This window comes from Variovorax sp. P4_B10, assembly GCF_056402375.1.
The window spans coordinates 1-16,543 of sequence record NZ_JBFUHN010000051.1; the positions used below are offsets into that span (position 1 = coordinate 1).

The following is a 16,543-nucleotide window of genomic DNA, read 5'->3' on the forward strand; positions in this document are numbered from 1 at the left end:
GCCCTCACCCTAGCCCTCTCCCAGAGGGAGAGGGGACAACACCTCACGCTTCCTCGTACCACCGGTCCTTCGCCAGCATCACGCGGTGGTGCCCATGCCCCGACGGCATCATCGGAAAGCAGTTCTCCTGCGCCGCCACCTGCACGTCGAGAAAGAACGGCCCGTCGCTCGCCAGGCACTCGGCCAGTGCGGCTTCGAGTTCGGCGGGGTCCGACACGCGGCGCGCGCCCCAGCCGAAAGCCTTGGCCAGCGCCACGAAATCGGGCAGCGCCTCGTTCCAGCTGTGGCTCAGCCGGTTGCCGTGGTTGAGCTCCTGCCACTGCCGCACCATGCCCATGTAGCCGTTGTTGCACAGCACCAGCTTCACCGGCGTGCGGTGCTGCATGGCGGTGGAAAGCTCCTGGATGTTCATCAGCACCGAGGCATCCCCGCTCACGCAGACGGTGAGCGCATGGGGGTGCCCGATCTGCGCGCCGATGGCCGCCGGCAGGCCGTAGCCCATGGTGCCGGCGCCGCCCGAGGTGAGCCAGCGGCGCGGGCTGTCGAAGCGCAGGTACTGCGCGGCCCACATCTGGTGCTGCCCCACGTCGGTCGACACGATGGCATCGCGGCCCGCGATGGCCCGCTGCAGCGACGACATCAGCTGCTGCGGCAGGATCGCGTCGCCGCGCGGCTCGAAGCGGAGGCACTCTTCGGCGCGCCAGCGTTCGATGCGCTCCCACCACGGCGCGAGCCGCTCGGGTGCGAAGCCTTCAGCCGGCAGCAACGCCAGCACTGCAGCGAGGATCGCTGCGCAGTCCCCCACCATCGGCACATCCACCTGCACGATCTTGTTGATGCTCGCGGGGTCGATGTCGATGTGGATCTTGCGGGCGTGCGGGCAGAACTCGTCGAGCTTGCCGGTCACGCGGTCGTCGAAGCGCGCGCCGACGCACACCACCAGGTCGGCCTCGTGCATCGCGAGATTGGCTTCCAGCATGCCGTGCATGCCCAGCATGCCGACGAACTTCGGGTCCGATGCGGGGAAGGCGCCGAGCCCCATCAGCGTGAGCGTGCAAGGCGCGTGAAGCCGGTGCACCAGCTGCGTGAAGGCCTCGCAGGCAGCCGGCCCCGAGTTGATCAACCCGCCGCCGCCATAGAGCACGGGCCGGCGCGCCGTCGAGAGCAGATCGGCCGCGCGTTGCAGCATGGCCTTCGGCGGCAGCGCCGCCCTGCCCGTGCGCAATGCGCGCAGCGGCTTCGTCGGAGCACCGTGGCCCAGGCGCATGAGCTGGATGTCCTTCGGCACATCGAGCAGCACCGGCCCCGGCCGCCCCGACGCGGCGATCTCCAGCGCACGGCGCACCAGCGAGGGCACATCGTCCGCCGCGCGCACCTGCTGGTTCCACTTGGTCACCGGGCGCGACATGCCCAGCGCATCGCTCTCCTGGAAAGCCTGGGTGCCGATCACGGCCGTTGCAACCTGCCCGCTGATGCACAGCACCGGCACCGAATCGCTCATCGCGTCGAGCAGCCCGGTGATGGTGTTGCCCACGCCCGGCCCCGAGGTGACCAGCACCACGCCGACACGGCCCGTGCTGCGCGCATAGCCCTCGGCCGCATGCACCGCGGCCTGCTCGTGCCGCACCAGCACATGGCGCAGCCGCGGCTCGCCGTGCAGCGCGTCGTAGAGCGGCAGCGCGGCGCCGCCGGGGTAGCCGAAGATCGTGTCGACGCCGCACTCGACCAGCGTGTCGAGCAGGGCCTCCGCGCCGTTGCGCACACGGGGTGCGGCTTCGGGATGGAGGGACAGGGAAGACGTGAGGGGTAGGTCGAGCAATCGCATGCCGTCAATTCTTCCGGTTCTGATGCAGAATTTGCTTCTTTCTTTTGGCTCTTTTGACCTGATTCATGAAAACCCATCGGAAAACAGCAACAAATGAAGAAGGATCTTTCGACAAGACCGACATGGCGATCCTCCGCGTGCTGCTGCTCGACTCGCGCAAGACGCTGCAGGAGATCGGCAACGAGGTCGGCCTGTCGCCCACCAGCTGCTGGACACGCATCAAGAAGCTCGAAGCCCAGGGCGTGATCAAGCGCTACACCGTCGACGTCGACCCGGCCAAGCTCGGCTATCACGACTCGGTGATCGTTCAGGTGACGCTCGAGAGCCACACCGACGAAACGCTCTACGACTTCGGCCGCGTGCTCGCGACCATTCCGGAGATCCAGGAGGCCTACCTGGTGTCGGGCGACTACGACTACTACATCCGCATCGCGGTGCGCGACACGCGCGACTACGAGCGTCTGCTGCGCGAAAAGCTCTACAAGATTCCCGGCATCCGGCACAGCAAATCGCACTTCGTGCTGCGCGTGCTGAAGGAAACGAGCGTGCCCGTGATCTGACGGCGTCGGAATCTGGCCAGGTGTTTTATCGGTCGATATCAAGCAAAGTAGTCGATGACCGTTCGAAGCGCCTCGATAGCGGGTGCGCCGGCCATCAGTTCGGGCGCCGCGCACCAGGGAGCGGACAGGTTCGAAAACCAGGCCATCAAGGGCACGAGCTGTTCGGGCGCAAGGCTGTGCATCTGTTCGATGGTGATCGTGAGCTGCCTTGCCAACCGCGGGGGCGCGGACTCGAAGACCCAGTCGTAGCGGCCGCAGCCGATGCGCACGGCACGGCTGTCCTTCTCGGACATGCCGACCAACCATTGGCAGCTGTACTGCGACGCATCTTCCGAGGGAGGCGCGCCGATGCAGAGGGTGTGCACGTTCTCGAAGGACCGGGAGAACTGGCGCACCAGCACTTCCGTGATCGCTTCGATGCCGTGCGCCGACGGCGGGAACGAGATCGTCCCGGCCTTGACGACCATCTCCAGACGCGCATCGGACGCAAAAGCCTGCCGCATGAGATGCGGCCGGTTGTGGTCCTTCGCGTGAAGGTAGGCGGTGACGGTGTTCTGGATGCGAGACATGTTCATTCGACGGATGCCGTGGCGGGCGTTTCCGGCGCCGCGCCATAGCCCCCGCCTCCCGGCGTCTCGATCACGAAGACATCGCCCACGGCCATCTCGATCTGCGCGCTGTGGCTCAGTGCTTCAATGCGTCCGTCGGCGCGCTCGACGTGGTTGACACCGACCGCGCCCGGCTGGCCGCCGGCCATGCCGAAGGCGCCGTGGGTGCGTCCATTGCTCAGGATCGAGGCGGTCATCGGTTGCAGGAAGCGGATCTTGCGCACACCGCCATCGCCGCCGCGCCAGCGCCCGGCGCCGCCGGACTGCGTCCGGATCTCGTAGCTGTCCAGGCGCACCGGGTAGCGGAATTCCAGCACCTCGGGGTCGGTCAGGCGCGAGTTCGTCATGTGCGTCTGCACGACGCTGGTGCCATCGAAGCCGGGACCGGCACCGGAGCCGCCCGAAATGGTTTCGTAGTACTGGTACTGCGCGTTGCCGAAGGTGAAGTTGTTCATCGTGCACTGGCTGGCCGCCATCACGCCCAGCGCACCGTACAGCGCATTGGTCACGCAGCTCGACGTTTCCACGTTGCCGGCCACCACGGCGGCTGGCGGCGTGGGGTTGAGCATGCAGCCTTCGGGAACGACCACGCGAATGGGCTTCAGGCAGCCGGCATTGAGCGGAATGTCGTCGTCCACCAGGGTGCGGAATACATAGAGCACGGCAGCCATGGTGATCGACCTGGGTGCGTTGAAGTTGTTGAGCAACTGAGCGCTGGTGCCGGTGAAGTCGACGGTGGCACTGCGCGCGGCGGTGTCCACGCGCACCCGTACGCAGATGCGTGCGCCGTTGTCGAGCGGGAGCTGGAACTCGCCATCGGACAGCGCCGTGATCACGCGGCGCACCGACTCCTCGGCGTTGTCCTGGACATGCTGCATGTAGGCGGCCACGGTGGATCGGCCGTATTGCGCAACCATGGCCTTGAGCTCCTGTGCGCCCTTTTCGTTGGCGGCGATCTGCGCGCGCAGGTCGGCCAGGTTCTGCTCGATGTTGCGCGAGGGATATTCGCCACTGGCCAGCAACGCACGAAACTCGGTTTCGCGCAGCCGGCCGCGCTCGACCAATTTGAAGTTGTCGATCAGCACGCCTTCGTCGGTGATGGTGGTGGAAAACGGCGGCATCGAGCCTGGCGTGATTCCGCCGATGTCCGCATGGTGACCACGCGAGGCGACATAGAACGAGGGTCCGTCGTCGTCGCTTTCAAGGTAGACGGGCGTGACGACGGTGATGTCCGGCAGATGCGTGCCGCCGTGGTACGGATCGTTGAGCACGAAGACGTCGCCGGTGTTCATGTCCGGATTGCCTTCGACCACGGTCTTGATCGACTCGCTCATCGAGCCCAGGTGCACCGGCATGTGCGGCGCGTTGGCGATCAGGTTGCCGCTCGCATCGAACAAGGCGCACGAGAAGTCGAGCCGCTCCTTGATGTTGACCGAGTACGCGGTGTTCTGGAGCCGAAGGCCCATCTGTTCGGCGATGTTCATGAACAGGTTGTTGAAGACTTCCAGCATGACCGGGTCGGCCTCTGTCCCGACCGCATGCGCCGCCACCCGCGGCGCGACACGTTTCATTTCGACGCCGCTGGCCGTGATCCGCGCCTGCCAGCCCGGCTCGACCACGGTGGTTGCGTTCTTCTCGGCCAGGATCGCGGGGCCGTCGATGCGCGCGCCCGGCATCAGCGAGTCACCCACATGAAGTGCCGCCTGGCGCCAACCGGCCGGTTGTTCGTCGGCGGCGCAGTACATGGGAACATGGCTTGCCGGCGTGGGCCGATGGTCCTCGGCCGGCTCGGCGCTCTGGCCCGTCGCCGTGCGCTCGCCCGCACTCGCCGCCTCGACCGAGACAGCTTCGATGACCAGGGCGCGATCCGGCATCAGGAAGGCGAAGCGCTGGCGGTAGGCTTGCTCGAATTCGTCGCGGATCGCGGCAATCGCCACGTTGGCGCTGAGGCCCGGTGGCAGCAGGCAGGGCAACGCGGTGTCCGTTCCCGCGTAGCGGACCTGCAAGCGGGAGTGGCTTTCGATATCGGCGCCTTCGACGCCCTGAGCCATCAACTCGTCCCCCGCTTCGGCACATAAGCGTTCTGCGATCCGGGTTGCGGCCGCCAGCCCCGCAGCATCGAGTTCGCGCTCCACCGCCGCTTCGCGCATCGCGATCTGGTCGGCCAGCCCCATCCCGTAGGCAGACAGGACACCGGCAAAGGAATGCGCGTAGACCGTGCGCATGCCCAGCGCATCGGCCACCAGGCACGCATGCTGGCCGCCGGCGCCGCCGAAGCATTGCAGCGTGTACCGGGTGACGTCGTAGCCGCGTGCCACCGAGATGCGCTTGATGGCGTTGGCCATGCTCGCCACCGCAATCTGCAAGGCGCCGCCGGCCACGTCCTCGGCGCTCACGGCGCGACCTGTCGCATCGCTCATCTCCTGCGCCACGGCGCCAAAGCGCTGCTTCACCGCGTCACGGTCCAGCGCCTCGTCGGCGGCCGGCCCGAATACCTTGGGAAACCAGTCGGGCTGGATCTTGCCCAGCAGCACATTGGCATCGGTGGTGGTCAACGGTCCGCCGCGCCGGTAGCTGGCCGGCCCCGGATTGGCACCGGCCGACTCGGGGCCGACGCGCAGGCGCGCACCATCGAAACGAACCAGCGACCCACCGCCCGCCGCGACCGTGTGGATGCTCATCATCGGCGCCCGCATGCGCACGCCCGCGACCTGGGTTTCGAAGGCCCGCTCGAATTCCCCTGCGTAGTGCGACACATCGGTCGACGTACCGCCCATGTCGAACCCGATGACCTTGTCATGTCCGGCCTGCACCGCCGTACGCACCATCCCCACGATGCCGCCGGCCGGCCCGGAAAGAATGGCGTCCTTGCCGTGGAAGCGATGCGCTTGCGTGAGACCACCGGAGCTCTGCATGAAGAACAGGGAAACGCCCGGCATCTGGGCCGCCACCTGGTCGACGTAGCGGCGCAGGATGGGCGAGAGATAGGCATCGACCACCGTGGTGTCGCCGCGGGGTATCAGCTTCATCAGCGGGCTGGTCTTGTGGGACACCGAGACCTGGGTGAAGCCGATCGCTCTTGCCAATTGCTCGGCCGCGATCTCRTGTCCTGCATGACGGTAGCCGTGCATGAAGACGATCGCGCAGCCACGAATACCGTCGTTGAAGGCCGCCTTCAACGAAGCCCGAAGGGCTGTCTCGTCCAGCGGCCGCACGACCTCGCCTTGTGCGCCGACGCGCTCGTCGGCTTCGATCACGCGCTCGTAGAGCAACTCCGGGAGCACGATGCGGCGATCGAAAAGGCGTGGACGCGCCTGGGTGGCAATGCGCAGCGCGTCGCGGAAGCCCCGCGTGGTGACCAGCACCGTGCGATCGCCCTTTCGCTCTAGCAAGGCATTGGTCGCAACGGTGGTCCCCATCTTGACGCACTCGACCCGATCGGGGGTGATCAGCTCACCGGGCTTCAGCCCCAGCAGCCGGCGGATGCCTTCGACGGCTGCATCCTTGTAGTGCTCCGGGTTTTCCGACAGCAGCTTGAGCGTGTGCAAGCCGCCATCGGGCGCGCGGCCCACCAGGTCGGTGAAGGTACCTCCGCGGTCGATCCAGAATTGCCAGCGGGACGGGAGTGGGGAATGCGTGGTCATGAAAGAGAGAAAAGAAACAGGGATGGGAGTCGGGTCAGTTCTGGCGCAAATCGCGTCCGCGCGTCTCGGGCAGGCACAGGGCAACCAGCACCACCATGGCGTAGGCCACCGCCGCGCACACACCGATCGCGGTGCCGAGCGAAAGATGCAGCCGGTCGCTCAGCACGCCGACCAACGCAGGAAAGGTGGCGCCGATGCCGCGTCCGAAGTTGTAGCAAAAGCCCTGCCCCGAACCGCGCAGCTCATTGGGGAACAGCTCCGCCAGGAAGGCCCCCGCGCCGCTGAAGATGCCCGACATGAAGAAGCCGAGCGGGAAGCCGAGCACCAGCATCAGGCCATCGGTGATGGGCAGCAGCGTGTAGGCATAGACCAGCGAACCGGCACCGATCGCGAACAGGATGAAGGCACGGCGGCGGCCCAGACGGTCCGACAGGTAGGCGCCGCACAGGTAGCCGATGAAGGCCCCGACGATGAACATGAACTGGTAGCCACCCGAACCGAGCACGGTGAGGTGGCGCTCGTTCTTCAGGAAGGTCGGCAGCCACACGCCGATGGCGTAGTAGCCACCCTGCATGCCGGTGAACAGCAGGCTCGCGAGCACCGTGGTGCCCAGGATGCCGGGCTTGAAGATCGCGAGGAAGTTGCCGTTGCGTTCGCCACGCACCACCGCGGCGCGGCTCTGCACGTAGATTTCCGGATCGCGGATCGAGCGGCGGATGAAGACGATCAGCAGCGCCGGCAGCAGGCCCAGCAGGAACATGGCGCGCCACGAGATCTCCGGCGGCAGGAAGGAGAACAGTGCCAGCGACACCAGCACCGCCGCGCCCCATCCGACGGCCCAGCTGCTCTGCACCAGCCCCACCGCCTTGCCGCGGTAGGCCGGCCGGATCATCTCGGCAATGAGCACCGAGCCCACCGCCCATTCGCCACCGAAGCCCAGGCCCTGCAGCGTGCGGGCGATCAGCAGTTCCTCGGGCGTGCGCGAGAGGCCGCAGGCAAAGGTGAAGATCGCGAACACCAGGATCGTGAGCTGCAGGATGCGCACGCGGCCATAGATGTCGGCCAGGATGCCGGCCGCCCAGCCGCCGATGGCCGAGGCCACGAGCGTGGCGGTGCCGATCAGCCCCACCTCGGTCTTGCTCATGCCCCAGAGCGACAGGAGGATCGGCGTGACGAGCGGCAGCGTGTAGTAGTCGAAGGCATCGACCGCATAGCCGCTGAACGATGCGGCGAGCGTGCGCTTCTCGTTGGGGTTGAGGGTGCGCAGCCAGTTCTCGTCGGCGGGCGCAGCGCCGGCCGCATAGGTGGGGTCGGAGGTGTTTTTCATGAGAGACGTCTCCTGGAGGTGAGTCGGTGGGCAACAGCGGTCAGAACGCGGCAAGGCGGTGATGCAGCAGGTCTGTGACCAGCATTGCGCCCGGTGCGTGGGTGATGGCAAACGGCAGCTTCGCGGCAGCCAGCGCGGCCTGCGGCGTGACGCCGCAAGCCCAGAACACGGGCAGCTCATCGGGCATGACCTCGACGGCATCGCCGTAGTCGGGATCGGCCAACGAACGAATGCCGATCAGGGCCGGGTCGCCGATATGCACGGGTGCGCCGTGCACGGCAGGAAAGCGCGAAGAGATCTGCACCGCGCGGATGGCATCGGCCGCGCGCAGCGGTCGCATGCTCACCACCATCGGCCCGTGAAAGGCGCCGGCCGGCGTGGTTGCGATCGATGTGCGGAACATCGCGACGTTGCGCCCCTGCGTGACGTGGCGCAGCGCGATGCCCTCGGCCAGCAACGCATGCTCGAAGGTGAAGGAACAGCCGATCACGAAGCTCACCATGTCGTCGCGCCAGATGTCGCGCACGTCGGTGGGTTCGTCCGTCAGCTCGCCGTCGCGCCAGACGCGATAGCGCGGCAGATCGGTGCGGATGTCGAGGTCTGCGCCGAGCGCGGGTAAACCCGGATCACCCACTTCCGAAACGCCAAGCAGCGGACATGGCTTGGGGTTGGCCTGGCAAAAGCGCAGGAAGTCGCTGGCGTACGCCTGCGGCAGGACCACCAGGTTGCCCTGTGCATGGGCGCCGGCGAGGCCGCTGGTGTGGGTGTTCAGCGCGCCGCTGCGAGCGGCTCGGCGAACGCTCTGCGCACTGCTCGATTCATCGGGTTTTCCCTGGGTCGCATCAGGAGTCGGCATTTGACGTTGGTGATGCGCAATGCATCGCTGTGTTGTGAAGCGACGGATTGTGGGAATCCGTGCTCACGAGCGCCAACGCAAATTTTCTTTCTCAAGTCATCGATTTTTTCGATGAACCCGTGCGGTGCGAGGCATGCACCACGGCGGAGCTGAGCGCGGCCTCCGGCAGCGGAGTGGAAGGGTCGTCGCGGTAGCTCGCATAGATGGGCAGAGGCTCCAGCACTTCGTCGCAGGGCAGCACGCGCAGCGGCAGCCGCCGGGCCAGCGGTTCCACCACGGCGCGCGGCAGCGTGGCCACGCCGAAACCGGCCTCCACCAGCTGGGCCATGGCCGAGATCGACGAGATGGCGTGCACGCGCGGCGGGGGGCTGCCGGCCTCGCGGAACAGCTCGAGCAGCGCCACGTGCGGCTGCGAACCCCGCTGAAAGGTCAGCAGGTCGAGGCTGAGCAGGTCCGCCAGGCGGTAGCGCCTGCGCAAGTGCAGCTCCTTGTGGCCGACGAAGCACATGGGCATCGGCGTCACGGCCCGCGTGCGCACGCCGTCGCCGGCAGCGGGCAACGCGGCGAACACCAGGTCCTGCTTGCCGCGCTGCAGCTGGTCGACCAGCACCGGCGTGGTTTCGACCGTGAGTTCCAGTTCGAAGTCCGGGTAGGTGGCCTGCATGTGCTTGAGCCATCCCGTGAGCCAGCTGTGCACGACCGACTCGATGGCGCCGACGCGCAGCACCGTCTCGCGCGCCGCGCCCGAGCCCATCTCGGCCTTGATGTGCATCTGCATTTCCAGCAGCTTCTGCGCAAGGGCGTGGAAACGCTGCCCCGCCACCGTGAGACGAAACTGCTTGTCCCGGCGGTCGAGCAGCAGCACGCCGAGTTCGCGCTCGAGCGCGGCGATGCGGCTGGACAGGGCCGACTGGGTGACGTGCAGTTTCTCGGCGGCGCGCGTGACGCTCTTGAGCGCCACGGCCCAGTGAAAAGCCTCAACGAAGCGAAGATTCATGGCCGAATTCTGCCCCCTGGACAGAGTTCCTGATTTGAATCTCAACGGTTTCCGTCTTGACGATCCGGACCTCGGCCTGAACGATGCCCGATGTCGGAAAGCGCTGGATCGTCGAGCGCAGCTTTGCGTGGCTGGAGAAGAACAGGCGGTTATGGAAGAACTGCGAGCGATTGCTCAACTTGCGTTGTCGGCGCGCTATCAACGCTGGACGGCGTTCGGTAGCCGCGGTCGGCGAGGCTTAGCCACCCGATTGGATGGACCCGAAGTGGGCGCGGGCCAAAAAGGAACGACTTGGGCACGCAGGCATTCCTGCAGGGCCTCTTCACTGGAAAGCTCTCGCACCTGGGCGTTCTTCAAGAACTCGCGCTTCAACTGCTCCAGCGCCGCAGTGCCGTAAACGATCTGGCGGCACTCTTTAGTCCCCCCAACTTCGCTTTCGCGCCTGAACGGAAAACCCTTGCGGGCTTCTCTACTGGGGGAGCCTGCATTGGCAGCATGAGCGAGAGGTGCCCATGCGCCCAACAATTTGCTCCGGACTGATTGATGCGTGGTCATGAAGATTGGGACTGAAAAATGGTTAACAGGGTCCTGATGTTGCGAATGAACGATTTGTTCGCAAGGCGCGCAGACATCTTGGTGATCAATGTAGCGAGCGGCATCCTTCTTCAAAACCACCACATGACAGTTCTTGAGAATTGGTGTGAGCGATATGTGGAAAAGTGCGCAAGCTGGAGCGGCTGCGAGCGATTTCTCAACACCAGCCTGCAATTCATCCATCTCGCATTCATGGCTCTTTGCTTGGAAGATCGTAAACACGTTCCAGGAGCGTGTTTACGATCTCCGTTGCTGGCGAAAATGGCTGGGTGAAGAGAAAGAAATACGCCTGCGATTCACAACACCTGCCTGCAATTAATCCATCTCGCATTCATGGCTCTTTTGCTTGGGAGATCGTAAGCACGTTCTAAGGGCTGTCTGTCAGCCTTCTCAGCGCATCCAGATCGAGGACTGTGATCGCGTTGTAGTTCAAGCTGATCGCACCATGTGCCACCAGCACGCCGAGCGCCTGGTTGACTGTCTGCCTGGTGACCTGCAGGAGGGCCGCAAGATCCTTCTGTGTCAAGCGCAGGCGCAGGTTGATTCCCTTTCCGTCATTGCCTCCGTACAGCACCGCCAGACGTTCGATCGTCGCGACCAGCCGCTGCTGAAACGAGCCGACGCCCTGGCTGAGCAACGAATCGAGCACGACCCTGTGCTGTTTCATCAGCATTTTTGCCATTCCCTTCCAAAGGACAGGCTCGTCGTCGAGGATTTTTTGAACCAGCAGGGTTGGCATCCGGACGACCGTGACGTCGTTCAGCGCACAGAAGTCGTAGATGATGCGACTCTCCTCCTCTTCCTCACCCCCTTCCGGGTCAATGGTCCGGGTGAACCCGGCCACATAGCCGGGCCCGAGGAGTGCCACAGGGGTCCGACGTCCTCCAGGTGGAATGTGACCGACAAACAGATGTCCCGACACGATCACGAACGTCTCAGGCGTTCCCTGCTCGATCGACACCATCTCGCCTCTGGCGTACCTGCCGAGGCGCGCGTTGGCGAGAAGCTTGCTCATCGACGAGGCGGGCCACCGTGCGAAGCCCTGCGTGAGGCGCAGCGTGCCCTCCACCAACGCTGCGTCCTCAAAATTCGCTCTGATCACTTCCCCTCTGCCTGCCCCAGGATGTCCACCACCACGCGGCGGTCCGGCTGCAGACAGGCGACCAGGCGCGGCGTGCGCTGCGTGCCCTGGCAATCGCGCGTCACGGGCTCGCGCTCGCCCATCGAGCGCACTTCCATGGGCGCGCGTACGCCGGCTGCCCTCAGGTAGTCGCGCACGGTGTTGGCACGTTGCAGCGCCAGGCGGTCGTTGTAGGCGCCGTCTCCGAGCCGGTCCGTATGCCCCGTGATCGTCAGGCTTTGCACCTGCATCTCCTGGCTGCGCAATGCGCGGGCCAGCGCGTCGAGCTCGCCGCGGCCCTGGGGCAGCATGTCTGCCGCACTCGAGCGATCGAAGATGAAGAGCGTGTCGGCGCTGAGATTCACGCGCCGTGTCGTCGCTTGTGCGGATTCCGGAACGGGGGTGGGGGTTGGCGTCACGACGGGCGTGAGCGCGCAGTTCTGCCCCTGGCACCAGTTGTAGCGCTCGTCATGCAGGCTGCCGCAGCCTGCGAGCACGAGGGTGGCGAGGGCCGCGGCGCCGAGCGCGAGCGGCTTCGGTGTGTTCTTCGTTTGCATGTGTTGTTTCCTTGACGTTGCCATTGGTTGCGCTGCGCTCACCACGCCACCCGCACACCGAGTTGCCCCGAGACACCCTCGCGGTGGGTGCCGCTGAGCGAGCGCTGGTACTGCACGCCGCCATAGAGGTAGGCGGTCTTGCTCAGCGGCAGTTGCGCTCCCACGCCCAGTTCGGCCCAGGTCTGCTTGGCCCACGCCTCGCTCACTGCGGTGCTGCCGATGGTCACGGCCTTCGGATCCTTGAATTCGTGCAGCAGATTGGCCGTCACGTAGAAGGTGTTGGTGCGCGTGAGCGTGTCGCCGCGCTCGGCCTTGTCGTTCCAGGCCAGCCGCCCGCCCAGGCGACCGCGCAGGCTCTGGCTGGTAAAGGCGTCCACCGAGGACACGTTGTCCGCAAAGCCGCGATAGCGCGTGACCTGGTAGCTCAGCTGCGCCTGCGGCTCGATCAGCCACTGGCTGTCGCCGATCTGCCAGGGGCGCCCCACTTCGACGCTCAGCCCCGCGCCGGCGCCCTTTTGCGTGCCCTCGCCGCCGTATTTGTCGGTGTACTTGTTCTGCACCGCATGCAGCTGGCCGACCAGGTCGAGGTAGCTGCCGTTGTCGGCGTAGCGCGTGTGGTACGCGCCCAGGGTCGCCATCTGGCCCTTCATCTTTCCGGTGTCGTAGCCCATGCCCGCTTCGCCGCGGCGGCGGTCGCTGAAGTTGGTGCTGGTGCGCCCGTATCCCACGCTGATGCCGGTGTGGCTGCGCGACTTGTCGCCGGCGTCACCGCTGTAGGTGACCGCCAGATCCTTGCCGAGCTGGACATACTGCATTTCCTGCTCGAAGCCGAACTGGCGCTTGCCGTCCACATCGAGGCGTTGCGCGTGCAGGCGCATCCACACCTGGTCGCCGGGCGCCTTGGCGTCGCAGCCGCAGTAGTCCCACTTGAGCGTCTGCTGCTCGCCCACCCGCTTGTGCAGGCTGCCCAGCAGGCCCAGGCCCAGTTCGGTTGTGGCCATCTGGCCCATCACGTAGCCAGGGACCGCGGGGCGGAACACCTCGGGTGCTGGCACCGGCGTCGGCGCCGGGCTCGCCCCGGGGACCGCGGTCGGGATCGGCGTGGGGTTGTAGACGCTGCTCAGGTAGAAGCTGTTGGCATCCCCATCCGTGCGCCCGCCGCGGTGCAAACCGTATTCGTAGGCGCCGGCCTGCACCGGCGCGGCCAGCGTGAAGTTGCCCTCCGACGAGGTGCCGGTGACCTGGACCACCTGGATGCCGTTGACGGTGGCGGCGCCGGCGCCGCCGGCGTTGGCCACGAGCACGCGGGTGGTGCCGCTGGTGTTGCCGTTGACGACCAGCTTGTCGGTAGCGCTGGCGTCGCTGCCCAGGGCCGTGTTCAGCCGCACGAGGCCGTTGGTGCCGGCGTAGTTGCCGTTGACCGTGAGCACATTGCCGGGCACGCCCAAGGGACTGCGCAGGTCGATCAGGCCGGCGTTGTGCACATCGCCGGTGATGGCGAAAGTGCTCGCGCCCATCAGCACGCTGCTGGTCGGCTGGATGAACAGACCCATCGGGGCACCGCTGCCATCGACGCCGGCGCCGACGACCAGCGGGGCGCCAGCGAGGGTGAGGCGGGTGTTGTCGAGCGTGATGCTTTCCCAGTTGACCAGCTGGGCGCCGCCGGCCGTCGCGGTCACGCCCTGCAGGGTCAGCTTGTCGACCCATCCGTCGGCCGCCGAAACATCGTCGCCGCCGTCCAGGAGGGTGCTGCCGTTGTAGCTGGCGGCGGACACGAGTGCCGTGTCGGAGCCGTTCTGTCCGCGGAAGCCGCCCGACAGGGTACCGCCCGACCAGGTGAAGTTGTCGTTGCCGTCGCCAGCGCTGGCAACGCGGTCGTCGCCGTAGATGGTGCCGTTGAAGCTGCCGCCGGTGAGCGTCAGGCTGTCGTTGCCCAAGCCGAGGATCGCATCGCCAGTCACGGTGCCGGCGGTGGTGACGACGGCATTGCCGCCGAGCGTGTCGGTGCCGGTATTGGCGGCATCGCCGTCGCGGATGGCGATGCCCGAGGCGGACCCGTTCACCGTTGCCGCCGCGCCGATGTTGACGGTCCCGCCGGCCGCCGCCAGGGTGTGGATGGCTGCGCCAGCGCCGCTGCCGCCGGTCACGCTGCCGCCCGTGGCGTCGACCTGGTAGTTGCCCGCAGCCGCTTTAGCCTGCAAGCCGTCGGCATTCGCGCCCGTCGCCGTCACGGTGCCCGCATTCATCTGAACCGCAGCCAGGCCAAGGCCGGCGTTGGAGCTGACGATGCCCGAGGCAGAGGTGCCCGATGTGCTGACCGTTCCGCCGTTCATGATCGCCGTCGCCGTCGAGCTGCTGGCAACAGTTCCGACGCTCGCCGAAATACCAACCGCATCCTGGCCAACCGTTGTGACCGTCCCTGTGTTCAACGCCGTTGCATTGCCCACAGCGCCCTGATCGACTGCTGCCTGCATGCCTTGGGCTGCGATACCAGTGGTGGATATCGTTCCTTGATTCACGGCCGTGGCGTCACCTGCACCATAAAGCACGCGGGCTGCCGTGCCAGTCGCGAACTGCCCCTTGGTAGCGATGGCCCCCTGGTTGGTGGCCATCGCATCCCCATAGCCCATGACGTCCGCAAAAACGCCAATGCCATAGGGAGACCCATTCGTCGCGACGGTTCCTGCGGCCTGGAGCGTCGCAATCGCAGTGCCGTGCTTCGACGGATCACTGTTGTCGATGTGCGCGCCGATGYCGGTGGCGTAGGGGCCGTTCGTCGTGACGGCGCCGCTCGACGTGGCCGTCGCGGTGCCGCTGCCGGTGGTCAGCGCATAGACCCCGTAGCCAAACGTGCCGCCTGTCGTGATGGTTCCGGTGTTGCCCGCGGTGGCGTTGCCGCCCGCAGCCAATGCGTAAACGCCGAAGTTGCCATCGATACCCGAGGCACCGGTCGTCAGCACGGTTCCGTTGTTGATCGCCGTTGCATTGCCGGTTCCCATGGCATGGGCAAGGATCCCCTTGGCGCCATCGGTACCGCTGGTCTGGATGGTAGTGCCCGCCGAGGAACTGGCGACGGCATTGCCAGCCCCCGCTGTGCCGGCATAGAGCCCGTAGCCGTAGCTGCCCGCCGTGCTGATGCTGCCGTTCAGCAGCGTGGCAGTGGCCGTGCCATTGCCTTCGTTGCGTGCGTATATACCGGCTGCGCCAGTCTGCTGCGTGGTGACCGTCGAAGTTGCGGCATCCATGGTTGCCGTTGCCGCGGCCGTGCTGGCCGGGTTCAGGACGGCGGCCCAGATTCCGTAGCCGTTGCTGCCCTGTGTTGCGATACTGCCGCCCGTCATCGACGCGGTCGCGGCGCCCGTTCCGATGGCCAACGCGGCCAGTCCAACGCCGCCTGATCCGTTGGCAATCACCGTCCCTCCCGTCTGGCTGGCAATGGCGTCGCCGGACCCTGAGCCAACTGCGATGACGACCGAGCTGGCGCCGTTCGTCGTCGCAGTGCCACCAGAAATTTTGGCGTAGGCATCGCCGGAGCCCAGTGTCTGGGCCACAACGACCGAGTTATTCGCGGCCTGTGTGGTGGCAACACCACCCGTCATGGTTGCGACAGCATCGCCACTGCCATACGCCAAGGCGTAAGCCGCATGCGACCCGCCTGCCGCAGTGCCGGTACTGATCGAACCGCCGTTCACCGTGACCGTCGCCGTGCCTGTGCCGCGCGTGTCGGCATACAGACCGACAGAGGAACCTTGCTGTCCGGTGGTCGAGATGGAGCCGCTGTTGAGGATCGAGGTTGCATTGCCGTCGCCGTAGGCGACCGAGGTGACGCCAGGTGCGAATTCGCCGACGCTGGTGATCTGCGCACCATTGATGACGGCGCTCGCATTGGCCGTACTGGCCGCAGGACCGCTACCGACTCTCGCTTCGGCCAGCACGGCGTAAAAAGGACTGGCCCCGGTATTGCCCGCAGGAGCGGTCACGTTGATCGTGACAGGGCCATTGACTTCAATCTGTTGATTGCCTGCGCCGCTACCGGTCGAATAAACACCATGGTTGTTGACCGGCGCGATGGTGACGGGCGCTGCGGTGCCGTCAACGATGACTTTGATGTTGTCGGTGCCATACGCAATGCCGGTGGTGTTCGGGTTGGCGTCCCCCACTGGCGTTCCATCGCCCTGGCAAGTCACAGTGCCGCCTGAAACGACAGCACCGCATTCGTTGGCCGCCCAGGCGGACGACGCGCCGCCGAGGGCCGCCGTGGCCAAGACAACCGCGCCGAGCGTGGCGCTTGAAGACTTCTTGCCGCGCGCGGTGCATACCTCGCTGGCCGCAACCCAGGCGCCGAGCGCCTCGTTCCAGATGCTGCGAAATGACTTGTTCACATTTACTCCCTCGTGCCAGATAGAAATAAATCGCCGACTACGTGGTGCTGGGTGAGTTGCTCCAAGGACTGAA

General features: G+C 66.1%; 12 protein-coding genes. 1 reads left to right on the forward strand and 11 read right to left on the reverse strand.

Annotated elements, in window-relative coordinates; all coding sequences use genetic code 11:
* Nucleotides 1–43: 43 nt before the first annotated feature.
* Entirely contained in the window at nt 44–1,825 is a 1,782-nt protein-coding gene (gene ilvB, locus AC1DXX_RS22010; protein ID WP_478136338.1) for a biosynthetic-type acetolactate synthase large subunit, read from the reverse strand.
* Nucleotides 1,826–1,947: 122 nt separating this feature from the next.
* Between ilvB and AC1DXX_RS22015 the strand changes: the two genes are divergently transcribed.
* Nucleotides 1,948–2,385, forward strand: coding sequence for an Lrp/AsnC family transcriptional regulator (locus AC1DXX_RS22015; protein ID WP_013542184.1), 438 nt, complete (start codon nt 1,948–1,950; stop codon nt 2,383–2,385).
* A 38-nt stretch (nt 2,386–2,423) separates the two neighbouring features.
* Here the strand turns inward: AC1DXX_RS22015 and AC1DXX_RS22020 are convergent, their stop codons facing one another.
* The 10 genes from AC1DXX_RS22020 to AC1DXX_RS22065 all read right to left on the reverse strand — a co-directional run bounded on the left by AC1DXX_RS22020 (nt 2,424) and on the right by AC1DXX_RS22065 (nt 16,470).
* Nucleotides 2,424–2,960, reverse strand: coding sequence for a nuclear transport factor 2 family protein (locus tag AC1DXX_RS22020; RefSeq protein WP_478136339.1), 537 nt, complete (start codon nt 2,958–2,960; stop codon nt 2,424–2,426).
* Complete coding sequence (locus tag AC1DXX_RS22025) at nt 2,957–6,637, reverse strand: hydantoinase B/oxoprolinase family protein (RefSeq protein ID WP_478136340.1); 3,681 nt, start codon at nt 6,635–6,637, stop codon at nt 2,957–2,959. Before AC1DXX_RS22025 ends, AC1DXX_RS22020 begins: the two co-directional genes overlap by 4 nt.
* A gap of 34 nt (nt 6,638–6,671) precedes the next feature.
* Nucleotides 6,672–7,964, reverse strand: coding sequence for an MFS transporter (locus AC1DXX_RS22030; protein WP_478136341.1), 1,293 nt, complete (start codon nt 7,962–7,964; stop codon nt 6,672–6,674).
* A 40-nt stretch (nt 7,965–8,004) separates the two neighbouring features.
* Nucleotides 8,005–8,820, reverse strand: coding sequence for a putative hydro-lyase (locus tag AC1DXX_RS22035; protein ID WP_478136342.1), 816 nt, complete (start codon nt 8,818–8,820; stop codon nt 8,005–8,007).
* A 91-nt stretch (nt 8,821–8,911) separates the two neighbouring features.
* Complete coding sequence (locus AC1DXX_RS22040; RefSeq protein WP_478136343.1) at nt 8,912–9,817, reverse strand: LysR family transcriptional regulator; 906 nt, start codon at nt 9,815–9,817, stop codon at nt 8,912–8,914.
* Nucleotides 9,798–9,995 (reverse strand): hypothetical protein, encoded by a 198-nt coding sequence (locus AC1DXX_RS22045; RefSeq protein WP_478136370.1) that lies wholly within the window; start codon nt 9,993–9,995, stop codon nt 9,798–9,800. Before AC1DXX_RS22045 ends, AC1DXX_RS22040 begins: the two co-directional genes overlap by 20 nt.
* Before the next feature lie 20 nt (nt 9,996–10,015).
* Nucleotides 10,016–10,594: a hypothetical protein gene (locus AC1DXX_RS22050; protein ID WP_478136344.1), complete on the reverse strand. Its 579-nt coding sequence runs from the start codon at nt 10,592–10,594 to the stop codon at nt 10,016–10,018.
* 184 nt (nt 10,595–10,778) lie between these two features.
* A complete protein-coding gene (locus AC1DXX_RS22055) occupies nt 10,779–11,513 on the reverse strand; it encodes a Crp/Fnr family transcriptional regulator (RefSeq protein ID WP_478136345.1) in 735 nt (244 codons plus the stop codon).
* Complete coding sequence (locus tag AC1DXX_RS22060; RefSeq protein WP_478136346.1) at nt 11,510–12,088, reverse strand: OmpA family protein; 579 nt, start codon at nt 12,086–12,088, stop codon at nt 11,510–11,512. The genes AC1DXX_RS22055 and AC1DXX_RS22060 overlap by 4 nt, the downstream gene beginning before the upstream one ends.
* Nucleotides 12,089–12,126: 38 nt before the next feature.
* Nucleotides 12,127–16,470, reverse strand: coding sequence for an autotransporter outer membrane beta-barrel domain-containing protein (locus AC1DXX_RS22065; protein ID WP_478136347.1), 4,344 nt, complete (start codon nt 16,468–16,470; stop codon nt 12,127–12,129).
* Nucleotides 16,471–16,543 lie beyond the last annotated feature (73 nt).